20 protein-coding genes are annotated in these 22,767 nt (G+C 40.6%); 3 read left to right on the top strand and 17 right to left on the bottom strand.

Annotated elements, in window-relative coordinates:
• Positions 1–15: 15 nt before the first annotated feature.
• From rhaA to AC3WTL_RS13970, 13 genes are all read right to left on the bottom strand, one after another.
• Positions 16–1,269, bottom strand: a complete 1,254-nt coding sequence (gene rhaA / locus AC3WTL_RS14030; RefSeq protein ID WP_492369598.1) for an L-rhamnose isomerase — start codon at positions 1,267–1,269, stop codon at positions 16–18.
• Complete coding sequence (gene rhaB, locus AC3WTL_RS14025) at positions 1,266–2,699, bottom strand: rhamnulokinase (RefSeq protein ID WP_492369597.1); 1,434 nt, start codon at positions 2,697–2,699, stop codon at positions 1,266–1,268. The genes rhaA and rhaB overlap by 4 nt, the downstream gene beginning before the upstream one ends.
• 83 nt (positions 2,700–2,782) lie before the next feature.
• Positions 2,783–3,628, bottom strand: coding sequence for a rhamnulose-1-phosphate aldolase (rhaD, locus tag AC3WTL_RS14020; protein WP_492369596.1), 846 nt, complete (start codon positions 3,626–3,628; stop codon positions 2,783–2,785).
• 158 nt (positions 3,629–3,786) lie between these two features.
• The gene (locus tag AC3WTL_RS14015) at positions 3,787–4,545 is read right to left on the bottom strand and encodes a DeoR/GlpR family DNA-binding transcription regulator (protein WP_492369595.1); all 759 of its coding nucleotides are present in this window, start codon (positions 4,543–4,545) and stop codon (positions 3,787–3,789) included.
• 180 nt (positions 4,546–4,725) lie between these two features.
• The gene (locus AC3WTL_RS14010) at positions 4,726–5,763 is read right to left on the bottom strand and encodes an autoinducer 2 ABC transporter substrate-binding protein (RefSeq protein WP_492369594.1); all 1,038 of its coding nucleotides are present in this window, start codon (positions 5,761–5,763) and stop codon (positions 4,726–4,728) included.
• Between the two features lie 70 nt (positions 5,764–5,833).
• Positions 5,834–6,802 (bottom strand): ABC transporter permease, encoded by a 969-nt coding sequence (locus AC3WTL_RS14005; protein WP_252220031.1) that lies wholly within the window; start codon positions 6,800–6,802, stop codon positions 5,834–5,836.
• 15 nt (positions 6,803–6,817) lie between these two features.
• Positions 6,818–7,801: an ABC transporter permease gene (locus AC3WTL_RS14000; RefSeq protein WP_248349711.1), complete on the bottom strand. Its 984-nt coding sequence runs from the start codon at positions 7,799–7,801 to the stop codon at positions 6,818–6,820.
• Positions 7,801–9,360, bottom strand: a complete 1,560-nt coding sequence (locus AC3WTL_RS13995; protein WP_252220034.1) for a sugar ABC transporter ATP-binding protein — start codon at positions 9,358–9,360, stop codon at positions 7,801–7,803. The genes AC3WTL_RS14000 and AC3WTL_RS13995 overlap by 1 nt, the downstream gene beginning before the upstream one ends.
• A 25-nt stretch (positions 9,361–9,385) precedes the next feature.
• On the bottom strand, positions 9,386–10,348 hold the full coding sequence (gene rbsK / locus AC3WTL_RS13990; protein ID WP_252220036.1) for a ribokinase: 963 nt from the start codon (positions 10,346–10,348) through the stop codon (positions 9,386–9,388).
• A gap of 10 nt (positions 10,349–10,358) precedes the next feature.
• Positions 10,359–11,048 (bottom strand): ribulose-phosphate 3-epimerase, encoded by a 690-nt coding sequence (gene rpe / locus AC3WTL_RS13985; RefSeq protein ID WP_258751277.1) that lies wholly within the window; start codon positions 11,046–11,048, stop codon positions 10,359–10,361.
• Complete coding sequence (locus AC3WTL_RS13980) at positions 11,045–12,733, bottom strand: ribulokinase (protein ID WP_492369593.1); 1,689 nt, start codon at positions 12,731–12,733, stop codon at positions 11,045–11,047. The genes rpe and AC3WTL_RS13980 overlap by 4 nt, the downstream gene beginning before the upstream one ends.
• A gap of 266 nt (positions 12,734–12,999) precedes the next feature.
• Positions 13,000–13,791, bottom strand: coding sequence for a DeoR/GlpR family DNA-binding transcription regulator (locus AC3WTL_RS13975; protein ID WP_252220045.1), 792 nt, complete (start codon positions 13,789–13,791; stop codon positions 13,000–13,002).
• A 1,368-nt stretch (positions 13,792–15,159) separates the two neighbouring features.
• Positions 15,160–15,402 carry a DeoR family transcriptional regulator gene (locus AC3WTL_RS13970; protein ID WP_222498800.1) on the bottom strand — a complete coding sequence of 81 codons (243 nt, stop codon included), beginning with the start codon at positions 15,400–15,402 and terminating at the stop codon, positions 15,160–15,162.
• Positions 15,403–15,851: 449 nt separating this feature from the next.
• Here AC3WTL_RS13970 and AC3WTL_RS13965 point away from each other — a divergent pair, with 449 nt between their 5' ends.
• Positions 15,852–17,444, top strand: a complete 1,593-nt coding sequence (locus AC3WTL_RS13965; RefSeq protein WP_492369592.1) for a phosphodiester glycosidase family protein — start codon at positions 15,852–15,854, stop codon at positions 17,442–17,444.
• A gap of 250 nt (positions 17,445–17,694) precedes the next feature.
• Here AC3WTL_RS13965 and AC3WTL_RS13960 read toward each other — a convergent pair whose 3' ends face one another.
• Positions 17,695–18,447, bottom strand: a complete 753-nt coding sequence (locus AC3WTL_RS13960; RefSeq protein ID WP_248349746.1) for a hypothetical protein — start codon at positions 18,445–18,447, stop codon at positions 17,695–17,697.
• 207 nt (positions 18,448–18,654) lie between these two features.
• Here AC3WTL_RS13960 and AC3WTL_RS13955 point away from each other — a divergent pair, with 207 nt between their 5' ends.
• On the top strand, positions 18,655–18,885 hold the full coding sequence (locus AC3WTL_RS13955; protein ID WP_492369591.1) for a hypothetical protein: 231 nt from the start codon (positions 18,655–18,657) through the stop codon (positions 18,883–18,885).
• A gap of 105 nt (positions 18,886–18,990) precedes the next feature.
• Here AC3WTL_RS13955 and AC3WTL_RS13950 read toward each other — a convergent pair whose 3' ends face one another.
• Positions 18,991–19,185 carry an acyltransferase gene (locus AC3WTL_RS13950; RefSeq protein ID WP_492369590.1) on the bottom strand — a complete coding sequence of 65 codons (195 nt, stop codon included), beginning with the start codon at positions 19,183–19,185 and terminating at the stop codon, positions 18,991–18,993.
• Between the two features lie 755 nt (positions 19,186–19,940).
• On the opposite strand from AC3WTL_RS13950, the gene AC3WTL_RS13945 reads away from it, so the two are divergent.
• Positions 19,941–20,924 carry a DMT family transporter gene (locus tag AC3WTL_RS13945; RefSeq protein WP_492369589.1) on the top strand — a complete coding sequence of 328 codons (984 nt, stop codon included), beginning with the start codon at positions 19,941–19,943 and terminating at the stop codon, positions 20,922–20,924.
• A gap of 235 nt (positions 20,925–21,159) precedes the next feature.
• Here the strand turns inward: AC3WTL_RS13945 and AC3WTL_RS13940 are convergent, their stop codons facing one another.
• Positions 21,160–21,474 carry a Zn-ribbon domain-containing OB-fold protein gene (locus AC3WTL_RS13940; protein ID WP_492369588.1) on the bottom strand — a complete coding sequence of 105 codons (315 nt, stop codon included), beginning with the start codon at positions 21,472–21,474 and terminating at the stop codon, positions 21,160–21,162.
• Entirely contained in the window at positions 21,474–22,613 is a 1,140-nt protein-coding gene (locus AC3WTL_RS13935) for a thiolase C-terminal domain-containing protein (protein ID WP_492369587.1), read from the bottom strand. The genes AC3WTL_RS13940 and AC3WTL_RS13935 overlap by 1 nt, the downstream gene beginning before the upstream one ends.
• Positions 22,614–22,767: the final 154 nt, after the last annotated feature.

Below are 22,767 nucleotides of genomic sequence, written 5' to 3'. Positions count from 1 at the left end.
TGCAGAATAAATCATTTATCTTTTCGATAAAACTTCTTCCTCATATTTATTTATTTCATCAAGCCATGTCTCTTTGACTGGCACGCCCATTGATTCACAGTAATAGTCCCACACTGCTCCAAATGGGTATGTCTTAAATTCTTCCATAATTGCCAGGCGTTCCGTAAATTGACTCTTTTCTTGAAGATCTTTAAGGTAATCAACAGGAGTCAGCAGCGCATACAATAAAGCCTTGACCATATTGCGGGTCCCAATGACCCAGGCGGCTACCCGGTTAATACTCGCGTCAAAGAAATCGAGTCCAATCTTCACTTTATCCAGAGCATCACAGCGTACCAGCTCCAAGGCAATTTCACGCAGCTCATCATCCAATGTTACGACATGGTCACTATCCCAGCGTACAGGCCGCGAAACATGTAACGCCAGCTGATCCGCATATAGAAGCATGGAAGATATTTTATTGGACACTGTCTCAGTTGGATGAAAGTGACCTGTGTCAAGAAGACAGAGTTTATCATTTTTCAGGGCATATCCCAGATAAAATTCATGGGAGCCAACAACATAGGACTCCGAACCGATGCCAAACAATTTGCTCTCGATTGCATCGATATTAAATGCAGGTTCTATTTCTTCTGCAAAAATTTTATCCAATGACTCTTTCAATCTCACTCTTGGTGTCATCCGGTCGCTCGGAATGTCCTTATATCCGTCAGGTATCCAGATATTTGTCAGACACGGAGTTCCCAGTTCCCTGCCAAAGTACTCGCCAATTTTACGGCTGGAGATGCAGTGATTAATCCAGAATTCTCTAATTTCCTCGTTCGGGTGGGATAGTGTTAATCCATCTGCTGCTTTTTCATGGGAGAATAATGTAGGATTGAAATCCAAGCCAAGGCCAAGTTTCTTAGCCCAATCCACCCAATTTTGAAAATACCTTGGCTCCAATTGGTCGCGTTCAATTACTTTTCCATCTGTTTCTGCGTAGATAGCATGCAAGTTTACACGATGTTTCCCCGGTATTAGGGAAAGAGCCTTTTCCAAGTCATTTCTTAATTGCTCGGGAGAGACAGCCTTTCCCGGATAATTCCCTGTCACATCAATGCCTCCGGAAAGTTCATTCTGTTTTGTCTCAAACCCCCGGATATCATCTCCCTGCCAGCAGTGGACGGAAATAGGAATGACTTTTAAGACTTCAAGAACTTTATCTGTATTGATTCCCCATTTTTCGTACGCCAGTTTTGCATTTTCGTAGTTCTCCTGTATCTTCATAAGGCACACTCCTCATTGACTTCTGACCCTGCAGGGGTGAATCCCTTCAAATCAAAAGACCTTTTAATTATGGTTCTCGCCTCTTTTAGGTCCCCAATTTCACCCAGCGATATGAGCTGGGCAGCCAGATTTCCGATGGCTGTTGCTTCAGAGGGGCCGGCGATCACCACTTTGCCGGTCTTGTCCGCAATAAGCTGGTTCAAGTATTCATTCTGGCAGCCTCCGCCGATTACGTTAATGGTCTTAAACTCCTGTTCGAAGATCTCTTCAATTTCAAGAATGGCATTTTGATAGCTTTCTGCTAAACTGACAAAAATACATTTAGCAATCTCACCAGGTGTTTCTGGTACAGGCAGGTTCTTTTCCGTACAATAATCCTGGATTTCCGCAATCATATGATCCGGCTTCAAAAATCTGCCATCGTCTACATTAATAATGGTATGAAAATCTGCTGCCTCACGGGCCAGCGCAACTAGTTCACTAAAAGAATATTGGTCCTTGTAATTTCTCTTCACTTCCTGGATCATCCAAAGCCCCATAATATTCTTTAGGAACCGATAACGGTAATCCACGCCGCCTTCATTTGTATAATTATATTGGCGGGCTTTAGGAACACAGATCGGAAAGCGGTTCTCAACACCAATTAGGGACCAGGTTCCGGAGCTGATATATATGGTATTTTCCACTTCAGGCACAGCCACTACAGCTGATCCCGTATCATGGGTCGCTGGCAATATAACTTCAAGATCAAACCCAAATTCTGCAGCAAGCTCTTTCTTTAATTTCCCAAGAACTGTGCCTGGAGGCATGATTTCCTGGAATATCTCCTTATTAATTCCAAGCTTTCCGATGATGCCAGCGTCCCAATTTTTTGAAAAGGCATTGACCAGCTGCGTGGTGGTTGCGTTGGTATATTCATTTGATTTTTTTCCGGTTAATAAATAGTTGAAATAATCCGGAATCATAAGAAATGTTTTAGCTCTTGTTAACACTTCCGGCCTAGCTCTTTTCAACGCCTCAAGCTGATAAATCGTATTAAAGGTAAGAAATTGGATTCCCGTCTCTAAGTAAAGCTGATCCTTTTCGATCAATTTAAATACTTCTTCCATCATGCCTGCCGTCCTTGGATCCCGATAGGATACAGCTTCAGTTAAGGGCTGGTCATATTTATCCAATAGCACAAAGTCTATCGCCCAAGTATCAATGCCAATGCTGTCCGGCTTCAAGCCCCGTTTCCTGCATTCATGCATTCCCTTTTTTATTTCCATGAATAAAGTATCAACATCCCAGCAGAATTGATCCTGATTTTTGATGATTTTATTCTCAAAACGGTATATTTCTTCTAATTTCAGTACACCTTCCTCAAGGTGTCCGGCAATCAATCTTCCGCTGGACGCACCAATATCGACAGCCAGGCTGAGTTTGCCCATGCGAAACACCCTCCTTTGGAAACGTTTACTTTAAAGTGAAATAAAACTGGCAGAACGATTTGTCCAGCCAGCATGTATTAATATTATTTAGTCAATTGAAGGATTCCTGGTTTAGGGATTACTCCAAAAGCCTCAGCTAATACGGAAAGCTGGTCATCGGTTATAACCTGTTTCACTCCTCCACGGTGGGAATGAATCAGCATGTAGATCTGCGCGGCTTTCTCAGCAGTCTCGATTAAGCCAAATGCATCGTCAATGGAGCTTCCTGTTCCAAAAATGCCATGATGCGGCCATACGACTAAACGGTACTCACTCATCTTCTTTGCTGTTTCTTTCCCAATCTCCGTCGTGCCTGGTATCATCCAAGGAAGGAGCCCCACACCATCCGGGAATACAATTATGCATTCTGATTCCATCTGCCAGAGTGATTTTGTAAACGCTGCTTCATCCAATTCATGAGTAAAAGTCATGGCAACAACATTGGTTGCGTGGTTATGCATGATCACCCTGTGAGTATTATCATGCTTGAGTCTGACGATATGGCTCATGAAATGAGACGGAAGTTCGCTCGTTGGTTTTCCGCCATTGGCAAATCCCCAAATGATATCCAGTTCATTACCACCATCCGCTACTTGGATAATTCCCAGCAGTTCTTCAGGATTATCAATAATATTTTTGAAGTAGCTTCCTGAAGCGGTTACTAGAAAGTACTTACCGGCAAGCTCCGGGACCGGAAAATCCAGGCTGATTGTACGGATCGCGCTCCCTTTTTCTATATATGGCGCCACTTCTTCTTCATCTAGGATTACACTAACATTCCCTCCGTTGCGTTCATCCCACCCTAATCTCCACATATTTTGTGTTGCCTGCATCATCTGCTTTAAAAATGGAGCTTCCAGCATATTTCTTTTCGCATTAACAATACTCATTTCTAATGCTCCTTTATATTATGAAATTAGTGACCTATCATTTTTTAAACCAACGAAAAGTGTTATCAATATTCTTAATTTTTCTATTTATATTATACTTTTTTCTCAAAAATAAAACAACACAAACAAAAGTAATTGTGTTGTTTTATTTTTGTTTTTTAAATATACGCAATACGGACAGTGAGCTGAAGTTCTTCCAATCTTGCCTTAACGCCGGGATTAATCTCTGAATCAGTAATGATCTGACGAGCTTTGCTTAAAGGTGCAATTTTAGAAAATCCCTTTACGCCAAACTTGCTGGAATCAACCATGACAATCACCTGATCTGACTGCTCGGCCATTTTCTTCTTAAGGAGAGCCTGCTCTTCATTTGAATCACTTAATCCATTCTCCAAATGCAGCCCTTTACATGACATAAAACATTTATTGACGTGGTACATATCAAGTGACCTCTCTGCTAACGGACCTAGATAAGACATAGATTTTGTGTTCAGCCTCCCCCCTGTGGATATGACTTCAATCTTGTCTTTTTTGCTCAGTTCTATAGAAACTTTTATGGAGTTCGTAATAACTGTGAGGGGAATATTTGGAAGGGCTTTTGCCATGTACCAAGCTGTCGTGCTTGCATCGAGGATAATCCGGTCCCCGCTTTCAACCAGCTCTGCTGCTGCATTGGCAATGGCTTTTTTTTCACTTACATTTGTAATTTCGCGTTCTGATACATCCGGGTCTTCCTCCTGAATACTGACAGCCCCGCCGTGGCTTCTTTTGAGTTTATTTTCTTTTTCCAGTTTCTCCAGGTCTCTGCGGATCGTCTCTTCTGTAACATTGAAAGACTCACTTAATTCACTGACCCGAATACTTTTACGAATATTAACAATCTCGACGATCTTCTGTTGCCTTTCAGCTACTAACACTTTATAATCCTGCCCCTTTTTCAATGAGTTTTTGTTTGTTTTTGTTTGTTTTTGTTTTCAATACTATAACACACTCACCATTACGTTCTCAATGTATAATAAAGGAGCTGTACAGGTTTATGAGAAGCACGTAAAAAGGGGGAATCCAATATCATTGGATTCCCCGCTTCTTTCAATTAATTAGAAATCATAGTCTCCAGCATTTTCAGCTGTAAAGTCTGTTGGAGGTCCCATGATAATTGTTTTGTTATCATCCCAAACTTCAATTTTCCCAACAGCCGGCACATCCTGGCCATTTTCAGGATTCTTGCCTTCTGCCAGATCTTTAGCAAGAGCAACTGTTAAGTAACCTAATTTGTCCGGCTCCCAAAGAATCGCTAAATCTAATGATCCATCCTCAAGGAATGGCTTAGAATCATTTGGAAGAGCCGTTCCAACTACTGCAATCTTATCTTGAAGCCCTTTTTCCTGAACTGCCTGTGCTGCACCAATTGGAGCAATAGTAGAGAAAGCCATAATCCCCTTTAAATCAGGATATGCTTTAATTAAATCAAGCGTCTTTTGGTATGCAACAGGCTGCTTCTCATCAGTAGGAATAATATCTGTTACCAGTTTGATATTTGGGTAGTTCTCTTCAAGCTCTTTTTTGGCACCATCGATCCAAGAATTTAAGTTAGCTGCAGAAAGACCGCCAGTCAAGATGGCAATTTCGCCTTCCTCTGTTCCCATTTGCTCAACTAGAGACTTCGCGATATGGCGTCCGTAACCCTCATCATCGATTTGGTGAACTGATAATTCTACTACTGATTGATCCGCTGGAGTATCCCAGTCCATTACCGTGATGCCTTGTTCTTTAGCTTTCTTTAAAACAGGTGTTAATGATGCCGGGTCATTCGGAGCAACAGCGATAACATCAACATTTTGGCTGATCAAATCTTCAATAACTTTAACCTGCTGAGCAGCATCCGCTTCAGTAGGGCCGGTATAAATAACTTCAACGCCTAACTCCTCACCGGCTTTTACTGCTCCCTTTTCAGAAGCATTGAAATAAGGGATACCTACAAGTTTAGGAACAACAGCAATCGTCAGCTTGTCGTCTCCGCCGCTCTTTTTGTCTGATCCTTCACTTTTGGATCCTGCACTCTCTTGTGATACACAGCCAGCCAGAAGTCCTAGAGCTAAAACCATTGACAGCAACGATACCAAAAATCTTTTCATTCGTTTTTCCCCCTTTAATAGTCTTGCATTTATATGGTTATCCGACTATGTCAGATGACACCCGCTCGTTTTAAGCTGCAGCAGCTTCCTGCTGCCTTTTTTGTTTCTTTTCATCCGCTTTGGCTTTAAGAAAGTTAATGACAAGAACAAGAATGAGAATCGCTCCAGTAATAACGCCCACTATCGCCCTTGGGACTCCCATTAAATTCAATCCATTGGATAGAACCTGGAATATGATAACTGCGTATACTGTGCCAATAACTTTTCCATATCCGCCCTGGATGTTTGTTCCACCAAGTACTGCGGCCGCCACACTTTGAAGGAGATAGGAAGAACCCAAGTCCACTTTCGCCGTATTGTACCTGGAGGTCATGATAATGGATGCAAGCGTCGCCATAAAAGCGGCAAAAAGATAGACTTTCATTAGGACTCGGCTGTTATTAATTCCTGAGAAAAGGGTGGCCACCGGGTTGCTTCCAACCATATAAACACTTCTTCCCCAGCCAGTCTTTGTCAGGAGAACCCCGGTTAATATGGCTACAATGATAAAGATCAGCATCGATAAGGGGATAATCCCCATATAATATCCATTCCCGATCAAGCTGTAAGACTCACTAAAGCCAGATATCGATCTGCCCTTTGTTATACTCAAAATAACCCCTTCAAATAAAACCATTGTGCCCAGTGTTACGAGAATAGGTGAAACGCCTATCTTTGAAACGATGAAGCCATTCAAAGAACCACATGCCAGTCCAACTGCAATACCCACGAGGATAGCCACAAGTATGGAGTATCCGTTCATTTGCATCATGGCAATTGTTACACCGGAAAGTGCTGCTACATAGGTAATAGAGAGATCGATTCCCCCAGTGATAATGACGACCATCATCCCCAAAGCAATCAGGCCGAATTCAGGCAGCTGAAACATCATGTTATTAATATTGTTCGATGATAAAAACCCCGGTGCCATTATTGTCATTAAGACAATTAGCCCAACAGCTATAATTCCTAAGACATGTTCTTTTGATAGCGATTTCATTTTATTCCCTCCTCTCTATGCTTCCACTTCGATACGCGCCATCTTATTCTTAGCCCTTTTATATTGAATATGGTCGAATGAAACAGCCAATAGAATGACGACACCTATAACAACCTGCTGCCAGAAAGTATCGATTCTGGCCAGGATCAATCCGTTTTCCATAATTGCCAGCAGCAATACTCCAAGGAAAGTGCCAACAACGGAGCCTCTTCCTCCCATAATATTGGCGCCGCCAAGCACTACGGCTGCGATTACAGTCAATTCAAAGCCAAGCATTCCATTCGGATCCACAGCTTTTGTGTATGAAAGCTGGGCAATAGCTGCAATACCTGCCAGAAATCCCATATAAGAGAAAACAAATATTTGCACTTTATCAAAATTGATCCCAACCCGGACAGCAGATTCTTTATTTCCGCCAATCGCCAAAACCTCACGGCCAATCACTGTATATTTCAGAACAAACCAGGTGAAAACGGCAATAAGTATAAAGATAATAGTCAAAATCGAAACACCAAACACATTAAAGTTAGCAAACTTCAAAAATATGCTTGGGAAGCTGCTGCTGTTCAGATACTGGCCATTAGTGATATACAGGACGATCCCATTAATCATGCTCATCGTACCAAGCGTAACGACGATTGCAGGTATCTGAATCCTTGAGACCAGGAAGCCATTAATAGCGCCAAAGAAGACGCCAATCAAAGGTGCAATAATAAATAATAGTAAAATAGCAACTGGACTATCCGGCATTAAAACCAGCAGTTTTCCAATAATGACCCAAACTGCGCTTGTCACAGCTGCAACTGAAACATCAATGCCGCCGGTAATAATAATGAGTGTCATCCCTACAGCCAGGATGCCGAGTACCGCATTTCCTTTCAAAATATCAAGGATATTCCCAGGGCTTAAAAATGCCGGGCTCATGATGGTCAGGATCACGCAAAGTAATATGACAATGGCCGCAATGCTCATTTCTTTAGACTTCAGTATAGAGTTCATTACATTTGCACCTCCTGATTTGGAACAAATGATGCCTGCTCTTTATTCCTGTTCGCATTTCCTGATCCAAGCAATGCCAAGTTCATAATGGATTCCTGGGTCGCTTCTTCAATACCCATTTCTCCCGCAACCCGCCCATGCCTCATGACAAGCACACGGTCACTGACCGCCAGCACTTCAGGAAGCTCAGAAGAGATCACTATTACACCCATTCCTTCAGAAGCCAGTTTGCGGAGAAGTTTATGGATTTCAGTTTTTGCTCCAATATCAATTCCATTTGTCGGCTCATCAATAATCAGTATGTCAGGCTTGGTCGATAGCCACTTCGATATAACAACCTTTTGCTGATTCCCTCCGGATAGGTCACCTGCTGCCCTTTCAGGCAGTGACGGGCGCACATCCAGGGTTTTTACGTAATCATTGGCCAATTCAATTTCTTTTTTACGGTTGATTAACCCCAATTTGTTTCTTAGTGTTTTTAAGATCGGCAATGAAATATTGTTGATAATCGATTGATCGAGAATCAGCCCCTGTGTCTTCCGGCTCTCGGGAATATAAGCAATTCCTTTTTTCATTGCATCTTCACTTGATTTAATGGAAACAGCTTTACCATTAATTTTAATCGTTCCTTGATAAGGCTTATTAACTCCAAAAATAGCTTGGGCAAGTTCGGTTCTCCCTGAACCAACCAATCCTGTAATCCCCAGCACTTCACCTTTATTCAGTTCAAAGGATATATCTTTGAAATTCCCATCCTTTGAAAGATTCTCTACTTCAAAAATCGTTTCGCCGGCTATATTTCTGGATTGGTTCTTTTCATACAGGACGGTTCTTCCAACCATTAAGTTAATTAACCGGTCTTCATCTAATTCGCTGCTTTCGTAAGTTCCCACATACTTCCCATCCCTCAGGACTGTAAACCGGTCAGAAACTGTAAATAGCTCCTTTAGTTTGTGGCTGACGAAAATAATGGAGATCCCTCTGCTTTTCAAGTCATTAATTACTTTATACAGCTTTTCTACCTCCCCGCTTGATAGGGAAGAAGTAGGCTCATCCATGACAATTAATTTGGACTCAAAAGCCAGGGCTCTCGCAATTTCAATCAATTGCTGCTGGGCAATGCTGAGCTTTTCCACAGGGAGATGAATATCAATTTCGACATCAAGCTCTTTCAAGGCCTTCCTCGCGATGTTTTCAGCTGACTTCCAATTAATTTTCTTCCAGGGCCTGCTTGTACTGTCTCTTCCTATATAAATATTTTCAGCGACTGATAGATTTGGGAATAAACTTAGGTCCTGATAAATGATTGAAATGCCTTTTAATGTGGCGTCTATTGGTTTATTGATTTCCGCTTTTTTCCCTTCAAAATAAAACTCTGCCCCAGAATCAGGCTGATAAATACCAGATAGAATCTTAATTAAAGTTGACTTTCCGGCTCCATTTTCCCCAATTAACGCATGCACCTCGCCAGGTTTGACTTCCAAGGTTACGTCATCGAGCGCCTTAACTCCAGGAAACGTTTTGCTGATATGGGTCATTTTCAATAGATAGTCAGACATGATAATCCTCCTTTCATCTGGCAGGTCAAGCAGAAGATGTTTTCCGGTTCTCCGTCATATAGTGGCTGATTTTCCTTTCCTTACAGAACTGATTCACTTCATCCAGTGTAGGAATTCCCACCTGCGCTCCCAGCTTGGTAACTTTCATCGCCCCTACAATGGTTGCGAATTCCGCAGCGGAAACAAGATCCTCACCATCTGCAATAGCACAAGCCAGTGCACCTGCAAATGAATCACCGGCACCAACTGTGTCTACCGCCTTAACAGGGATTGATTCTATATAGGTAGATCTGCCATCTTCATATACAAGGGATCCTTTATCGGCCATTTTAATTATTGATTGTTTTACACCCATGTGCTCAAAGTATTTCGCTGCTTTGTTCGCTGTATCTATGTCGGTCACATCAATGCCCGTCAGCTGTTTGGTTTCCTGTCGATTCGGAATAATCAAATCGGCATATTCCAGGGCGCGCACTGTGATTCCCTCTGCTGGTGCAGGATCCAATATGACGAACATTCCCTTTTTCCTTGCTTCAATCATAGATTGAATTACAGCTTTCTCAGGGACTTCCATTTGGACCAAAAGCACTTTGCTATCATTGATCTCACTGAAAGCTTCTTCTATATCCTGAACAGATAACTCATCATTGGCGCCTTTTAACACAAGCATGGTATTCTCTGCTGTCTTATCAATGGTTATAATGGCACAGCCAGTCGAAGTTTCCTTCACTCGTTTGATATTAGAAATATTTACTTTACTGGCTTTTAGGGAATCCAATAAAATATCGCCATAGGTATCCTGACCAATGCTGCCTACCATATTTACGGTTTTCCCCAGCCTTGCGCATGCTGTAGCCTGGTTGGCACCCTTACCTCCAGGCAGCAGCTCCATCTTCTTTCCAAAAATGGTTTCTCCGCGATTCGGATAGTGGTCTGTTAATGCCACAATATCTATGTTGATGCTTCCAACAACTGTAATTTCAGCCAATTAAGCCACCTCACATTCCTGATTTAATTCCAGCTTTCTGTTCACTTAAAAAGGCGCGAAGCTTCTTTACTGCATCCTCCAGACTGATGTCGTTCCTAAATAGACAGGAAGTGCCGAGAACCAGCATATTTGCACCATTCCCAATTACATCGGGAATGGTATGGTAGCCAATATTCCCATCTGCCTGAATATCCACCTTATAGCCTTCTTTTTCAATTAACTCTCTAATTCTGCTAATCTTTTTATTCATCAGCGGAACAAATTTCTGTCCTGCAAATCCCGGGTTTACGGTCATGACTGTAATATAGTCAATGACATCAAGTACATATTCAATCTCTGAAACCGGAGTAGACGGGTTCAAAGCCACACCAGCTTTTAAACCTTTATCTTTAATCTTCTGTAAAGTCCTCTGCAGATGGCCAGTTGCCTCTGTATGTACGGAGATCATATCTGCTCCAGCATCAATGAATAAATCAAGATGGTCCTCAGGTTTTTCTATCATTAAATGCACATCAAAAGGCTTCTTCGTATACTCTCTTATTTTTCTGATCAAATCAGGTCCCATGGTAAAATTGGGAACGAATTTTCCATCCATAACATCCAAGTGATAGAAATCTACACCAGCCTGATCCAGACGGGTTACTGATTCCTGGAGATTTCCCATATCCGCACACATAAGGGAAGGTCCAATTAATGTCATTTCGTTACCTCCTTCTGCCCTGCAGCAAGATTTCTTTGAATTGCAAGCAGTGCTTTCACCGGTGAATTTTTCTGTGCAAACTCATAATGGAGACCGTCATAAACTTCAAAAATCTGATGATAGATTGTCTGGTTTTCAGGAATTGGCCTATAGACTTCATTATCATAGTGAATCATTTTTGGGATGGCCTCGTTAATGGAATCCCATCCGCCCTGTTCCTTTCCTGCTGCAACTGCAGCAAGAACGGCTGCTCCCATCGCACATGTATGAGGCACCGATACCACATGCACGTTTTTGCCGGTAATATCTGCAAACAATTGCATTAGCAGCTTATTCTTTTCAGCCAGGCCGCCACAAGCATAAAGTTCATCAATGCTGATACCGCTTTCATCGAACACCTGAAGGATTTTTCTTGCACCGAAAGCCAGGGACTCAAGCAGTGCACGATAGATATGTTCCGGCTTGGTGCTGAGAGTTAATCCCAGGATGGTTCCTGAAAGGTTTGGATCCTTTAATAGACGATTTCCATTCCACCAATCCAGTGCGACAAGTCCGTGTTCTCCCGGCATAAGTCCTGAAGCCTTTTTTTCCATCAGCTGATACAGGGATAACCCAGCGGCTTCCGCCTCTTTTGAAAGATAATCAGGCACACAATGATTGATGAACCATGCCAAAGAATCTCCGCCTGCACTTTGCCCTGCCTCGTATGCATAATAGCCGGGGAGGATCCCATCCTCTACTACTCCGCTTATTCCTGGAACAAAGCGCTCTTCTTCATCTATGCACATATGGCAAATTGAGGTGCCCATAGCCATAACCATTTTCTTAGGAGCATCAACTCCTGCTCCTATAACTGCTGCATGGGCATCAATAATTCCGACTGCTACCGCTGTGTTTTCCGTTAAACCCAGTTCCTCAGCCATTTTAATTGTTAAAAAACCCGCCCTTGATCCGACTGGATAAATTTTTGCTGATAACTTTTCCTTTACAGCCTTTTCAAAATCAGGATGAAGCGTTTTCAAAAACTCGTTTGATGGGTAGCCTTCCTTCTTGCTCCAGCTGCCTTTATATCCCGCCATACAGGAACTTCTTATATCTGCACCAATAAGCTGCATCGTAATCCAATCCCCTGCTTCTATAAACCGATCGGCAGCTTCATAAATTTCAGGAGCTTCATTTAAAACTTGGAGCATTTTAGGAAACATCCATTCCTCTGACAATTCACCGCCATAGCGCTGAAGAAATGACTCGTTTCTCTCAGTACCGCGGCTATTAATAAGAGCGGCCTCTTTGTCTGCAGCATGATGCTTCCAGAGCTTCACCCAGCTATGTGGGTTTTCCTTATAATCCGGACATAAACAAAGCGGAATCCCACTTCCATCGACAGGCAGTATCGTGCTGGCAGTAAAGTCCACGCCCAGCCCTATTACTTCTTCTTTATTTATCTTCGAATCTGCCAAGCAATTTGTCACAGTTTCCCGTAAAGTATGTAAATAATCATTTGGGTTTTGCAATGCCCATTGCGGCTGAAGCTTTATATCAGTTCCGGGCAAGCTGTCTGTGATCACGCCATGCGGATATGGGGAGACTGCGGATGCGACGATTGAACCATTTTGAACATTCACCAGAATAGCTCTTGCGGACTCTGTTCCGAAATCTATCCCAAATACATATTTAGTACCCAAAATTGCCCACCACCTTATTTGATTTTTATTATAATTTAGACATTTTTGTTTTTCAACATTTTTTTATTAATATTTTTAAAAAACAGACATTTACAAAAAAAATTACTTTGTTTACCCATGCTTGTAAACGATTTTATAAAGATACAGAGATTTATCAATATATATGACCCATATTGATCATAAATAAAGGGTTATTATTAAGATTCCCCAGCCCTTTGATTTGGCTTTTCAAAAAAAAAAGCACAGATCCAAATTGGATCTGTGCTTTAATCAGCAACAATTGTATTAATACCCAGGTTTCTGATATTCCTTACATCATTTACTGCCATTTTATCATCTGTAATTAAGTAATCAACATTCTTTAAATTTTCAATGCTGACCAAGGACTTCGCCCCATATTTACTGTAATCCGCTAATAAAAACAGCTGATCAGAGATCGAGATAAAATGCTTTTTAATTTGGGCCTGCATTTCATGGACTTCACTTATGCCCCTCTTCGCATCAAACCCTGTACAGGAAAAGAAAAACTTATCCAAATGGTAATCCTCTATAACTTTTTGTGTTGATACTCCAACAAATGACAATGAGTCCTCCAGCAAATATCCACCAACCGTTATGACTGTAATTCCCTTTTGATTGGCCAGCTCTAAAGTGACAGCAATTGAATTGGTGATAACCGTTATTTCTTTATCTTTTATAAACTTTGCCATCTGCAAAGCGGTTGTACTGGAATCAATTCCGATGATATCTCCATCTTCTATGAAAGAAGCAGCTTTTAACGCAATAGCGCGCTTTTCTTCAATATTGGTCTGTTCCCTTTTCAAAGCCGGTATCTCGGAGCCTGATTTTTTAAGGGATACTGCACCACCGTGGACTCTTGAAAGAAATCCTTCTTTTTCAAGCCTCTCTAAGTCCCTGCGGATCGTTTCCTCCGTAACCCCAAAACGCTTACTCATATCCGCAACCCGAACCATTCCAAGCTCATCTACGAGTGTAATCAACTGTGCCTGTCTTTCATTTCCTATCCAAGGTGTGTCTGATTGGAATGAAGAGACCATATTTCATCACCTATTTCTTTTATTCTTATTTATTATTGTAGCATAACCACATAAAACGGACAATATTTCTTTGTTTTTTGTGGTGTTAATATTTGTTTCTGGTTTGTTTATTTCAAAACACTTCCACTTAACTCCATTATTTATACTTTCAATTCTCTTGTACTATATATATATTTTACTTTTTTTTAACTCCATTTACTATTAAAACGTTTACAAAAATTTGATGAAACATCCAATTATAAGTTTCGACATAGTGTTGTGTAATTTCCCAGGAAAGGATATTTTCCTGCAATTAAATAAATGCATTCGTTGGATTTGGACCGCTTTTTCAATCGAGAAAACAGCACGCATGGAGAATGATGTCGATTGGCTTAATATCAGCTTTGACTATTATTGCTTCTCTCACATAGCTTATTACTTTATAAACTAGGTGGTTTTCATATGCAAATCAAAACGGTTTTCACAAAAGGAGATAGAGAAATTGGTGAAGACGCAATGGCAGTTGATCCTCAACAGTATATGGGGTAATTGGGGCAACTGGCCATGGCGGTTTGCCAGGATCACTGGCATCCGGGCTGATAAAAGAAGCTCTTGAAAAAGAAACGCACTTACCGCAGAAGGATATGGTACTAGAAGGAAATATCAGACTGAGGGAAGCAACAGAGAATGCAAATGGAAAATGGAGGGCAGCCTCTCTTTGCCCAAATCCCTAGACATAAAAGGAGCTCCTGTGGACTTGCAGCCATTCACATCTATAAAAATGAAGATGGAACAGCCACTTCAATTGATTAGGCATCAGCTGGTGATTGCATGCTATTTTCTGCAGTTTAAGAATCACTCCATCCGGCAGGTCACCTTTAACCATAGCTCGAGGATGAAGCCATCATGCTCATGCTAAAAGAATGGGCAATTATTTAAATGGCATTTCCAGAATAGAGGACGTTTCAATTGAAGAGCTGAAATAAAATCATCAGCTCTTCAGGAGAATGTGTTGAAATGGCTCCTGGCGAACCGGAATAAGCTGAAACACTCCTGAGGGGTATGGGATTATAGACGGTGCCCGGGAAGCTGCAGATTTTCTGGAATATGGACATAGCCCGCTTTTAGCTGTGAATAAGACCCTTTTGCTGTCGGATGGTTTAAAGCTGCATTCCCGCCGAGAGTCGGACATAGAATAGACCTTGCCTACAACAGCAAAATGGCATTTGATAATGGGCTGGATGAATTGGAGAAAACTATTCTGCAGCTGGAAGAATCTGATCCTGCCTGCTTATATTATCCAAGGTTAAAACAGCATGAGGATCAATCAGTGATATATAGGATTGTAAACAAGGTAAGGCCGTCCGATTGATCGGGGGCTTTGCTTACTTATCTATTCCTAACCTTTAAATAATACCCTTTTTCCTCCCGGTTATATGCAACACAATTGACTAACGTTTTGTATTTATATTTGGTGTAGTAAACATTTATTTCTTTGAGATCTCTATGTATCGTTTTTTCACTTACTTTAAAATGTTCTGCTGCCTCTTTCTTTTTTATTATTTCCCCGCTATTCAACATTTCAAAAAGAGATAGAACACGTATCGTTTTAGTACTTGCTTCTTCAATCACCTCTTTTACTCCCTTCATCAATTATATTAAGGAAAATAATAACATATGGATAGTACTTTTGTAATACATTTAACCCTATTTTTATCTTTTAAACCTTACTAATATGTGAATCCTCATACTACATAGGCCTTCCGATGGTTAATTCCCCATAATATAGAACTAGCGAATGATTCTTCCTGTCGAAATACCCGATTTAACCCCTATACATTGTTATAGTTGTGGATTGCAACATTAAAATCGAAAGCTTTGCAAATGATAAAAGCGAGTCCTGCACATCTATGTGGACAAGCATTTTCTGTATTTATCGAATTTTACAGGTCTATCCACTCCGATTTACAAAAGCAAAATAAACTTTAATACTTTCCAAAAGTTTGGTTAATGATTGGTTAATACATGTTTTTTATACTGTGGTAAAGCTCTCCAAAATACCCCATCGAGGAGTGAAAAAATTGAACAAATCCCTAAAAAAAGCAGTCATTCTTGTGATTGCATCCATCAGTTTATCCTCAGTTCTATTTGCAGGCATGCCGGCTAAAACTAAATCTGCTGAACAGAATAAAGTGGCAGCAGTAAAAGAAACACTGCCTCTAGGTCTACCCTCTTTAAACGAATCCAGAACCACCGAAAGCCTTGCCCCAGGGGTTACATACACAAAAATTATCCGGGGGGAAGTATCTGAAAAGGATTATTTCACAGTTGATATGGACTTTACCGAAACACGAAAACAGGCTAAAGATTTAGCAAAAAAGCTTGTATCGGCAGGGTATAATCCCCGCATCGACCGTATCGCCAACCGGGCCATGGATGACAAGAAAAAAGGGCCTCTTGGTTACCTTGTCAGGGTTGGAGAGTTTCAGAATGAAGAAGCTGCTAAAGAACTCCAGCAAGAATTATCCGGCATGGGCTACACAGGACTGCGCACAGTTTATAGCGGCGAAAACTCTAACCAGACTACCGGCCCCTGGACAGTCAATGTACTAGAGGTAGATCCGGACTCTTTTAACGGAAGCATTTTACCTGAGCTAGGAAATAATAAGGTTCCTGGAAAAGAAACCCTCAGTGAAATGGCTGGACGCAATGACGCGCTGGCTGGAATTAATGGAGGATACTTTGTAGTAGGAAACAAGGATGGTACACCTGGCGATCTTGCCGGCATTTCAGTTATGGACGGAAAGCTGATAAGTGAAGCGGTTAACGGGAGCTCAAGCCTTATACTTCCTTCTGCAAGCATGGACGCCCGCATTGCTTCAGTTTCTTCCTCCCAAACTGCTGTCTCGTCTGACCGTGCAGTGCGGGAAGTGGATGGATTAAACCGGAAACCGGGATTGATCCGGAGCTGCGGAGGTACAGGAGCAGATACTCCAACCGAGAAACCAAGGCATGATTTTACTTGCAGAGACGGAAGTGAACTCATTCACTTCACACCGGACTTTGGAAATCAAACGGAAGCTGGAGATGGGATAGAAGCAGTCTTGAATGCGTCTGGTGACGTGATCGAACTTCGAAGACAGCCAGGAGGAGAAATTCCAAGCGACGGGTCTGTTCTGGCTGGAACAGGAGAGGCAGCCCAGTGGCTTGAGGCCCATGCTCAAGCCGGCATGAAGATTCAGGTAAAGAATGAGGTAAGAGCAGATGAAGAACCAATACCACTCGAAGAGGCAGCGGGTATTATTAACGGTGGACCACGATTATTAGAAGAGGGGAAAATTTTCATTAATGCAGCAGCAGAAGGCTTCCACCTGGAAGACAACCCGGAATTCTATTATCGGTTTGGGGAAAAACGTCATCCCAGAACACTTGCCGGGATAAAAGCAGACGGAACCCTTCTATTTGTAACAATTGATGGCCGGGCTCCAGGCATAAGTGTTGGTGCAAGCTTTGAAGAGAGCGCCAGGATCATGAAGTCACTGGGTGCGGTCCATGCGCTTAACCTTGACGGAGGCGGATCCACTTCCATGACCGTTCGAGATACACTGGTGACAAAACCTTCTGACTCAACAGGAGAACGGCCGATCGCGGATGCTATTCTATTGCTTCCGTAGGATAGAGCCATTTTTTAATCAAACGTTTGATTTATTGAGTCTATACACATGTCCTAACTTTTTTGCCTTAAAAAAATATAAACTACAGATAAAACCTTGCTTCAAAAAAGCAAGGTTTATTCTTTTTCATACTTTTTTCAGGGCTGATAAACTTCAAAAAACAATAAAAATAAGCTGGCACGTTTAGTATATAGACACCAGCTTGCAGCTTAAGATTATTTTCTATAAATCCCTCGGAGGTTTCTTCTTTTTAGTCTTTGTATGCTAGCCACTGTGAAAGCTTTCCTAACAAAGTACTTCCAATTATTAAATCGACTTTCCAATAAGCAAAAATACCAAGTATTTGATTAAGCAACCCAAGATTCCAAAAGTAAAAAGGGTAAATAAAATTACCTACTCCAAATAGTATTAATACCGCCGAAGCAATGAAGCTACCTTTAGCTATTTTTAAAAGTAAGAGTTTACCCGACTTCTCTTTTTCTACAAAGTTCTCTTTTGCAATCTTCTTTTTATTAATCCAATCGATCCAACTCTCTAGTAACCAAACTATAGACCAGCTTAACAAGGGTATTTTAATAATATATCCGTAAGCAATTAGTATAATTGAGTCTATACTTTCATCAACCATCATATTAATTAATAAAACTAAGGTAATTGCAATAAAGAATAATATGCCCATCGTTGTTAGAATCTTCGATACAAATCTAATTGGCCAAACGTTCTTAGTAAGAAGGGTATAAAAAACAAATAATGAATATAATGAAGCGAATAACCATTCCGCATGAAATACTGCTGACAACAGAAATGTAATAACCACCCACATTACAATTGTTGTTTCTGGATCATTTATATTGTTAACCCTGTTTCTCCTTGGACGTCTTCCTTGATGCCCTTTACGGATTATACTTTTAAAGCGGGGTATCTTAGTCTTACCTCTTGATCTCTTGGTACCTCCACCACTGTACATCCCACCGTTATATCCATCGTACGATTCATCATCCATTTCATACTCTCTCCAATTCTAGTTGTATTTTCACCGAGTAATTTTAAAACTTTTTTCCTGCATTTACAACATTTTATTCCAACTAAACTACTATTTAAACAAACCAATCTCAATTAAAGGTGGATTTAATAACTATTAATGTTTAATATTTACACTATATAATAATCCATTTATAATAGGCTAAAAGAACTAATAGGAGATAATTAAATGGCTGAGTTTTTTGCAATTATTTCAGGGATAGTTATTACCGGTGTCTTTATCTCAAATCTGGATTCAGCAGAAGATATAGAACCAAGCAGAGGGTTGATTAAGTTTGCCTTTAAATCTATATATGGCTTGTTTACTGATACAAAAAGGACTTTAATAAAACTTGGTCTGCTTTTTGGTTCATTAATAATATTAGCTATAAGCGGCCTATCCATTATCATGAATTTATAGTGTAAAGTAAACCAAAAAGGGAGAATCGCACCAAGCGAATCTCCTTTTTTAATTTATAGAAAGCTTCCTTTTATGTTAGGTCAACTATTTACCTCACCTATTTACCTAACTCACTCTTTCCTCTGAGAGGCTCAATTCAAACTTCTGTACAAAATTGCAGGTAGTACACGCCCGTCCGATCGATTGTCTGGTAACAGGATCCCGATAGTACGTTTCATAAAATCCGCAAATCGTGCATTCTAGTTCATGGATAATTTCCCAGTGGCCTAATACAGCTTCCAGTAACAATTCGAAATGCAACTCTCCCACTCCCATTTCCCTTTTTGTTTTTTATATCAAATGTGGCGTGCGAAAGTTCCCGAATCCTGTAAAGTCTAATGGAGCATCTTTACGACATAGCATCATTTGAGTATCGGGTAAGGGTTAGGAAATTAGGCTCCTACACTTTGGAGAATACTGAGTTTTACACGTTTCGATATTTTCATTTAGTTTTCGGGAAATAACATGCATGGAATGTCGTTATTTTAGGAGTTTTAGTAAAACAATTAATTCTATTAAAATAGACTGATCAAGTTCAAGTTTAATTCCTTGGAGCCCAGATAGTTATATGAAAAATATAATTTTCTTCCTAACTGAGCAGAGATTATTCAAAAAACCATCTTAAGGCCACTTTCAACTGGAATTTGGTTTGATATATTTTTGTATTATCTATGACATATTCATTTAACGAATTTTGGTTATAATTAACCTATCTAAAAGATCAAATTTTTTTGCGAGCAATCGCACTGGCGGGATCTTTTTTAATGAAGTTCGGGTCATCAGGATTATACAAAATAATTGAGCGCTTTACGCTATACTTCGTAAATGGACCATCTTCTATACAATAAAGATGGCACAGCTAATGTAAACGTCTTTAAGGTTTTAAAAATATCATCTTAGAAGAACATCAATATTCCTTAATTAAAAGAATATGATTGGTTAGTATAATGACGTCATGTTTAGTAATTATCAGGACAAATTTAATAATTCTTGAGAATACCTAAAAAGGATTGGTTTTGGGTGAAATTGGTGTAAATAGACTAACGAAAGAAGATGAAAATTTGAACCAAACACGCATAAAGTGGATTTTGTTACTCGTAATTGTAATGTGGGGAAGCAATTTCGTCATTACAAAAATATTGCTTGAAAGTTTCCCTTTTTGGACCTTATTATTCTTTCGGAACCTTTTTGCCGCTATTGCGTTGATTTGGGTTGTTCGAAAATTCCTTTTTATTATGCCAAAAAATAAGAAGGTGTGGGGTTATGTTTTAGGTGCCTCTGTTATTGGTGTTGTTATTAACAATGCTTTCTTTCAATTTGGACTAAAATATACGTTAGCCACTAATGCCTCACTCATCATGGGATTAACACCTTTAGCAACTGCCTTGATTTCGTATTTGGTCTTTAGTGTACCTTTACACAGGAAGCAAATGCTTGGTATTAGTCTTGGCTTTTTTGGCGTTTCGCTAGTAGTATTGGAAGGGGAAATCACAAACTTAATTAATTTATCTTTTAACATTGGTGATTTGTATATCGTTGGAGCCTTATTAACTTTTAGTGTTAGCTTCATATTTATAAAAAAAGCAACTGACATAAAGTTTCCACCGGCAATCATCAGTTTGTACGCCTACTCACTTTCTTCAATCTGTTACTTCCCCATGGTGATCTGGGAACAAACGATGAAAGGTTGGAGTGAGCTGCCTACGAGTTTATTACTCTGGGTAATGCTGATCTATGTCGGTGTATTTCCTACAGGGATAGGAAATATGCTGTGGAATCGAGGAATTAGCATCCTTGGTCCCGGTCAATGCGCCATTTTTATGAACGGAATTCCCCTAGTTGCAGCCATTACATCATTATTGGTATTAGATGAGCCTATCTTAGCTTTACAAATTATAGGGTTTCTCTTCATTGGTTCTGGGGTGATCTTAGGATCTCAACATAGTGGGCAAATAGCTGTTAAGAAAGAAGAGAAAGAAACTACCAGCGTTACCATGTAATATATGATAATCTTGAATATACTGGAATAAGTTAAAAGTAGAGTTCAAAAACAAATAAGTATTCACTGGAATGGGTCACTACCATCCAATTTATGAGTCTAAAAGGGAGAAAGTAAGTAAAACGAAAAACCTTGCTGTATATAAGCAAGGTGTTTTTTTTATGAAAAAATCTCAAACTTTTACTACTTCACCGTACCCGGGGTCAGGCACGCTTTTTTCCCCTTTCCAGCCTTAACTAATTGATTTTCGAAAAAACATAAGTGTTACCTTGGTTACTGATACATTTTACTTTGTCCTGAATCTCTACTTCTTCAGTCACCATTGCCGTTACTCTTACACCCCCTTCAAGGTCGATTAACGCAACCGTGTACGGGGTTAAATGGGCGAATTCAGAAGAGGAGATACAGATTCTCGTATGAGAGTATACGTTTCCCTCTCCGTTTATTTCTTTTTCATGAAATTCAGTATGCTTACAGACAGAACATATCCACTTGCGCTGTATATATTTTTTTTTGCATTCAGCACACTCAAAAACCTTTACATTTGTCATCAAAGATTCACCCTTTCAAATAGGTGAACCGTTGAATATGCACCTGTTCCACCTAAATTTTGAGCCAGACCAATCCTCGCATTATCCACTTGATTGCAGCTGGCACCCCGTAGCTGGGCCACTATCTGATAAATTTGCGCAAGTCCAGTAGCACCAATTGGATGCCCTTTTGAAAGAAGGCCGCCACTTGTATTAACAGGCACTTTCCCTCCGTGTTTTGTTAGGCCCTTTTGAATTGCCTCCCAGCCTGTTCTCTTTTCAAAAAAGCCTAATTCTTCAATTGCAATCACCTCTGTCATCGAAAAGCAATCATGCAGCTCAACAACATCAATATCATTTGGCCCCAGTCCCGCCTTCTCATAGGCACGGTTCGCAGATTCTCTGATGGCAGGCAGACTCAGCAGATCCTCCATCTCCTGCATTTGCGTGGTTCCCGAAGCCTGTGCTGATGCCCGGACAATGACTCCATTCTCCCCTCTGGAAAGAACAATTGCTGCAGCGCCGTCTGTTGTTGGAGAGCAGTCGAATAACCCTAATGGTTCAGTAATCATTTTAGCTCCCATAATTTCCTCTAAGCTCGTTGCTTTTCGGAACTGGGCGACTGGATTATTCATGGCATATTGCCGATTTTTTAGGGCAACCATTGCAAGATGCTCTTTCATTGCCCCCGTTTCATAAAAATAACGGTTGGCGAGCGTCCCAAAAAATCCGGGAAAAGTCAGGCCCGCGTGCTTTTCATTTGAATCATTGTCCATTGCGGCATTAATCGCTTTTGTTGTTACTTCCGTTGCAGAGTCTTTCATCTTTTCAACACCAGCAATAAGGACATTCTTATATTCTCCGCTTTGGATCATCAGGTAAGCTTGACGAAAAGCAATTCCGCCCGACGCGCATGCTCCCTCTACTTTTACAGTTGGAATGGGACCCAGCCCCAGATCATTAGCCACAATAGCTCCTAATATTTCCTGATTGACCAGGGAGCCCGCCATGAAATTCCCAATATAAACAGCATCTAATTTAGGAAAACCTGCTTCTTTGATCGCGTCAAGACAAGCGTCCATAAGTAGGGTTTTTAAGGAAACGTTTTCGTGTTTTCCGAACTTTGTAATTCCTGCTCCAGCCACTTTCACCTTAGTCATTACACAGCACTCCCATTCGGTTGCTTTAGCTCTCTTTTTAATATCTTTGCGCAGCTGCTTATTCTTACTTCTTCAAATTTCAAAAAAATAAATTAAGTACTTAAAAAACTAGCTCAGCAGCGCCAAGCTAGCTTTTAAAATTCTTCACTGCGAA

The sequence above is a fragment of the Cytobacillus sp. EB106-05-05-XG126 genome (assembly GCF_058791715.1).
Note: the sequence above shows the minus strand (reverse complement) of the source record. Positions and strands in the feature narration are given on the sequence as shown.

Excerpts from the sequence above, each read along its gene's own strand:
- rhaA (WP_492369598.1), bottom strand. The coding sequence starts at position 1,269 with ATGAAGATACAGGAGAACTACGAAAATGCAAAACTGGCGTACGAAAAA.
- rhaB (WP_492369597.1), bottom strand. The coding sequence starts at position 2,699 with ATGGGCAAACTCAGCCTGGCTGTCGATATTGGTGCGTCCAGCGGAAGA.
- rhaD (WP_492369596.1), bottom strand. The coding sequence starts at position 3,628 with ATGAGTATTGTTAATGCGAAAAGAAATATGCTGGAAGCTCCATTTTTA.
- AC3WTL_RS14010 (WP_492369594.1), bottom strand. The coding sequence starts at position 5,763 with ATGAAAAGATTTTTGGTATCGTTGCTGTCAATGGTTTTAGCTCTAGGA.
- AC3WTL_RS14005 (WP_252220031.1), bottom strand. The coding sequence starts at position 6,802 with ATGAAATCGCTATCAAAAGAACATGTCTTAGGAATTATAGCTGTTGGG.
- AC3WTL_RS14000 (WP_248349711.1), bottom strand. The coding sequence starts at position 7,801 with ATGAACTCTATACTGAAGTCTAAAGAAATGAGCATTGCGGCCATTGTC.
- AC3WTL_RS13995 (WP_252220034.1), bottom strand. The coding sequence starts at position 9,360 with ATGTCTGACTATCTATTGAAAATGACCCATATCAGCAAAACGTTTCCT.
- rpe (WP_258751277.1), bottom strand. The coding sequence starts at position 11,048 with ATGACATTAATTGGACCTTCCCTTATGTGTGCGGATATGGGAAATCTC.
- AC3WTL_RS13975 (WP_252220045.1), bottom strand. The coding sequence starts at position 13,791 with ATGGTCTCTTCATTCCAATCAGACACACCTTGGATAGGAAATGAAAGA.
- AC3WTL_RS13960 (WP_248349746.1), bottom strand. The coding sequence starts at position 18,447 with ATGGATGATGAATCGTACGATGGATATAACGGTGGGATGTACAGTGGT.
- AC3WTL_RS13955 (WP_492369591.1), top strand. The coding sequence starts at position 18,655 with ATGGCTGAGTTTTTTGCAATTATTTCAGGGATAGTTATTACCGGTGTC.
- AC3WTL_RS13940 (WP_492369588.1), bottom strand. The coding sequence starts at position 21,474 with ATGACAAATGTAAAGGTTTTTGAGTGTGCTGAATGCAAAAAAAAATAT.
- AC3WTL_RS13935 (WP_492369587.1), bottom strand. The coding sequence starts at position 22,613 with ATGACTAAGGTGAAAGTGGCTGGAGCAGGAATTACAAAGTTCGGAAAA.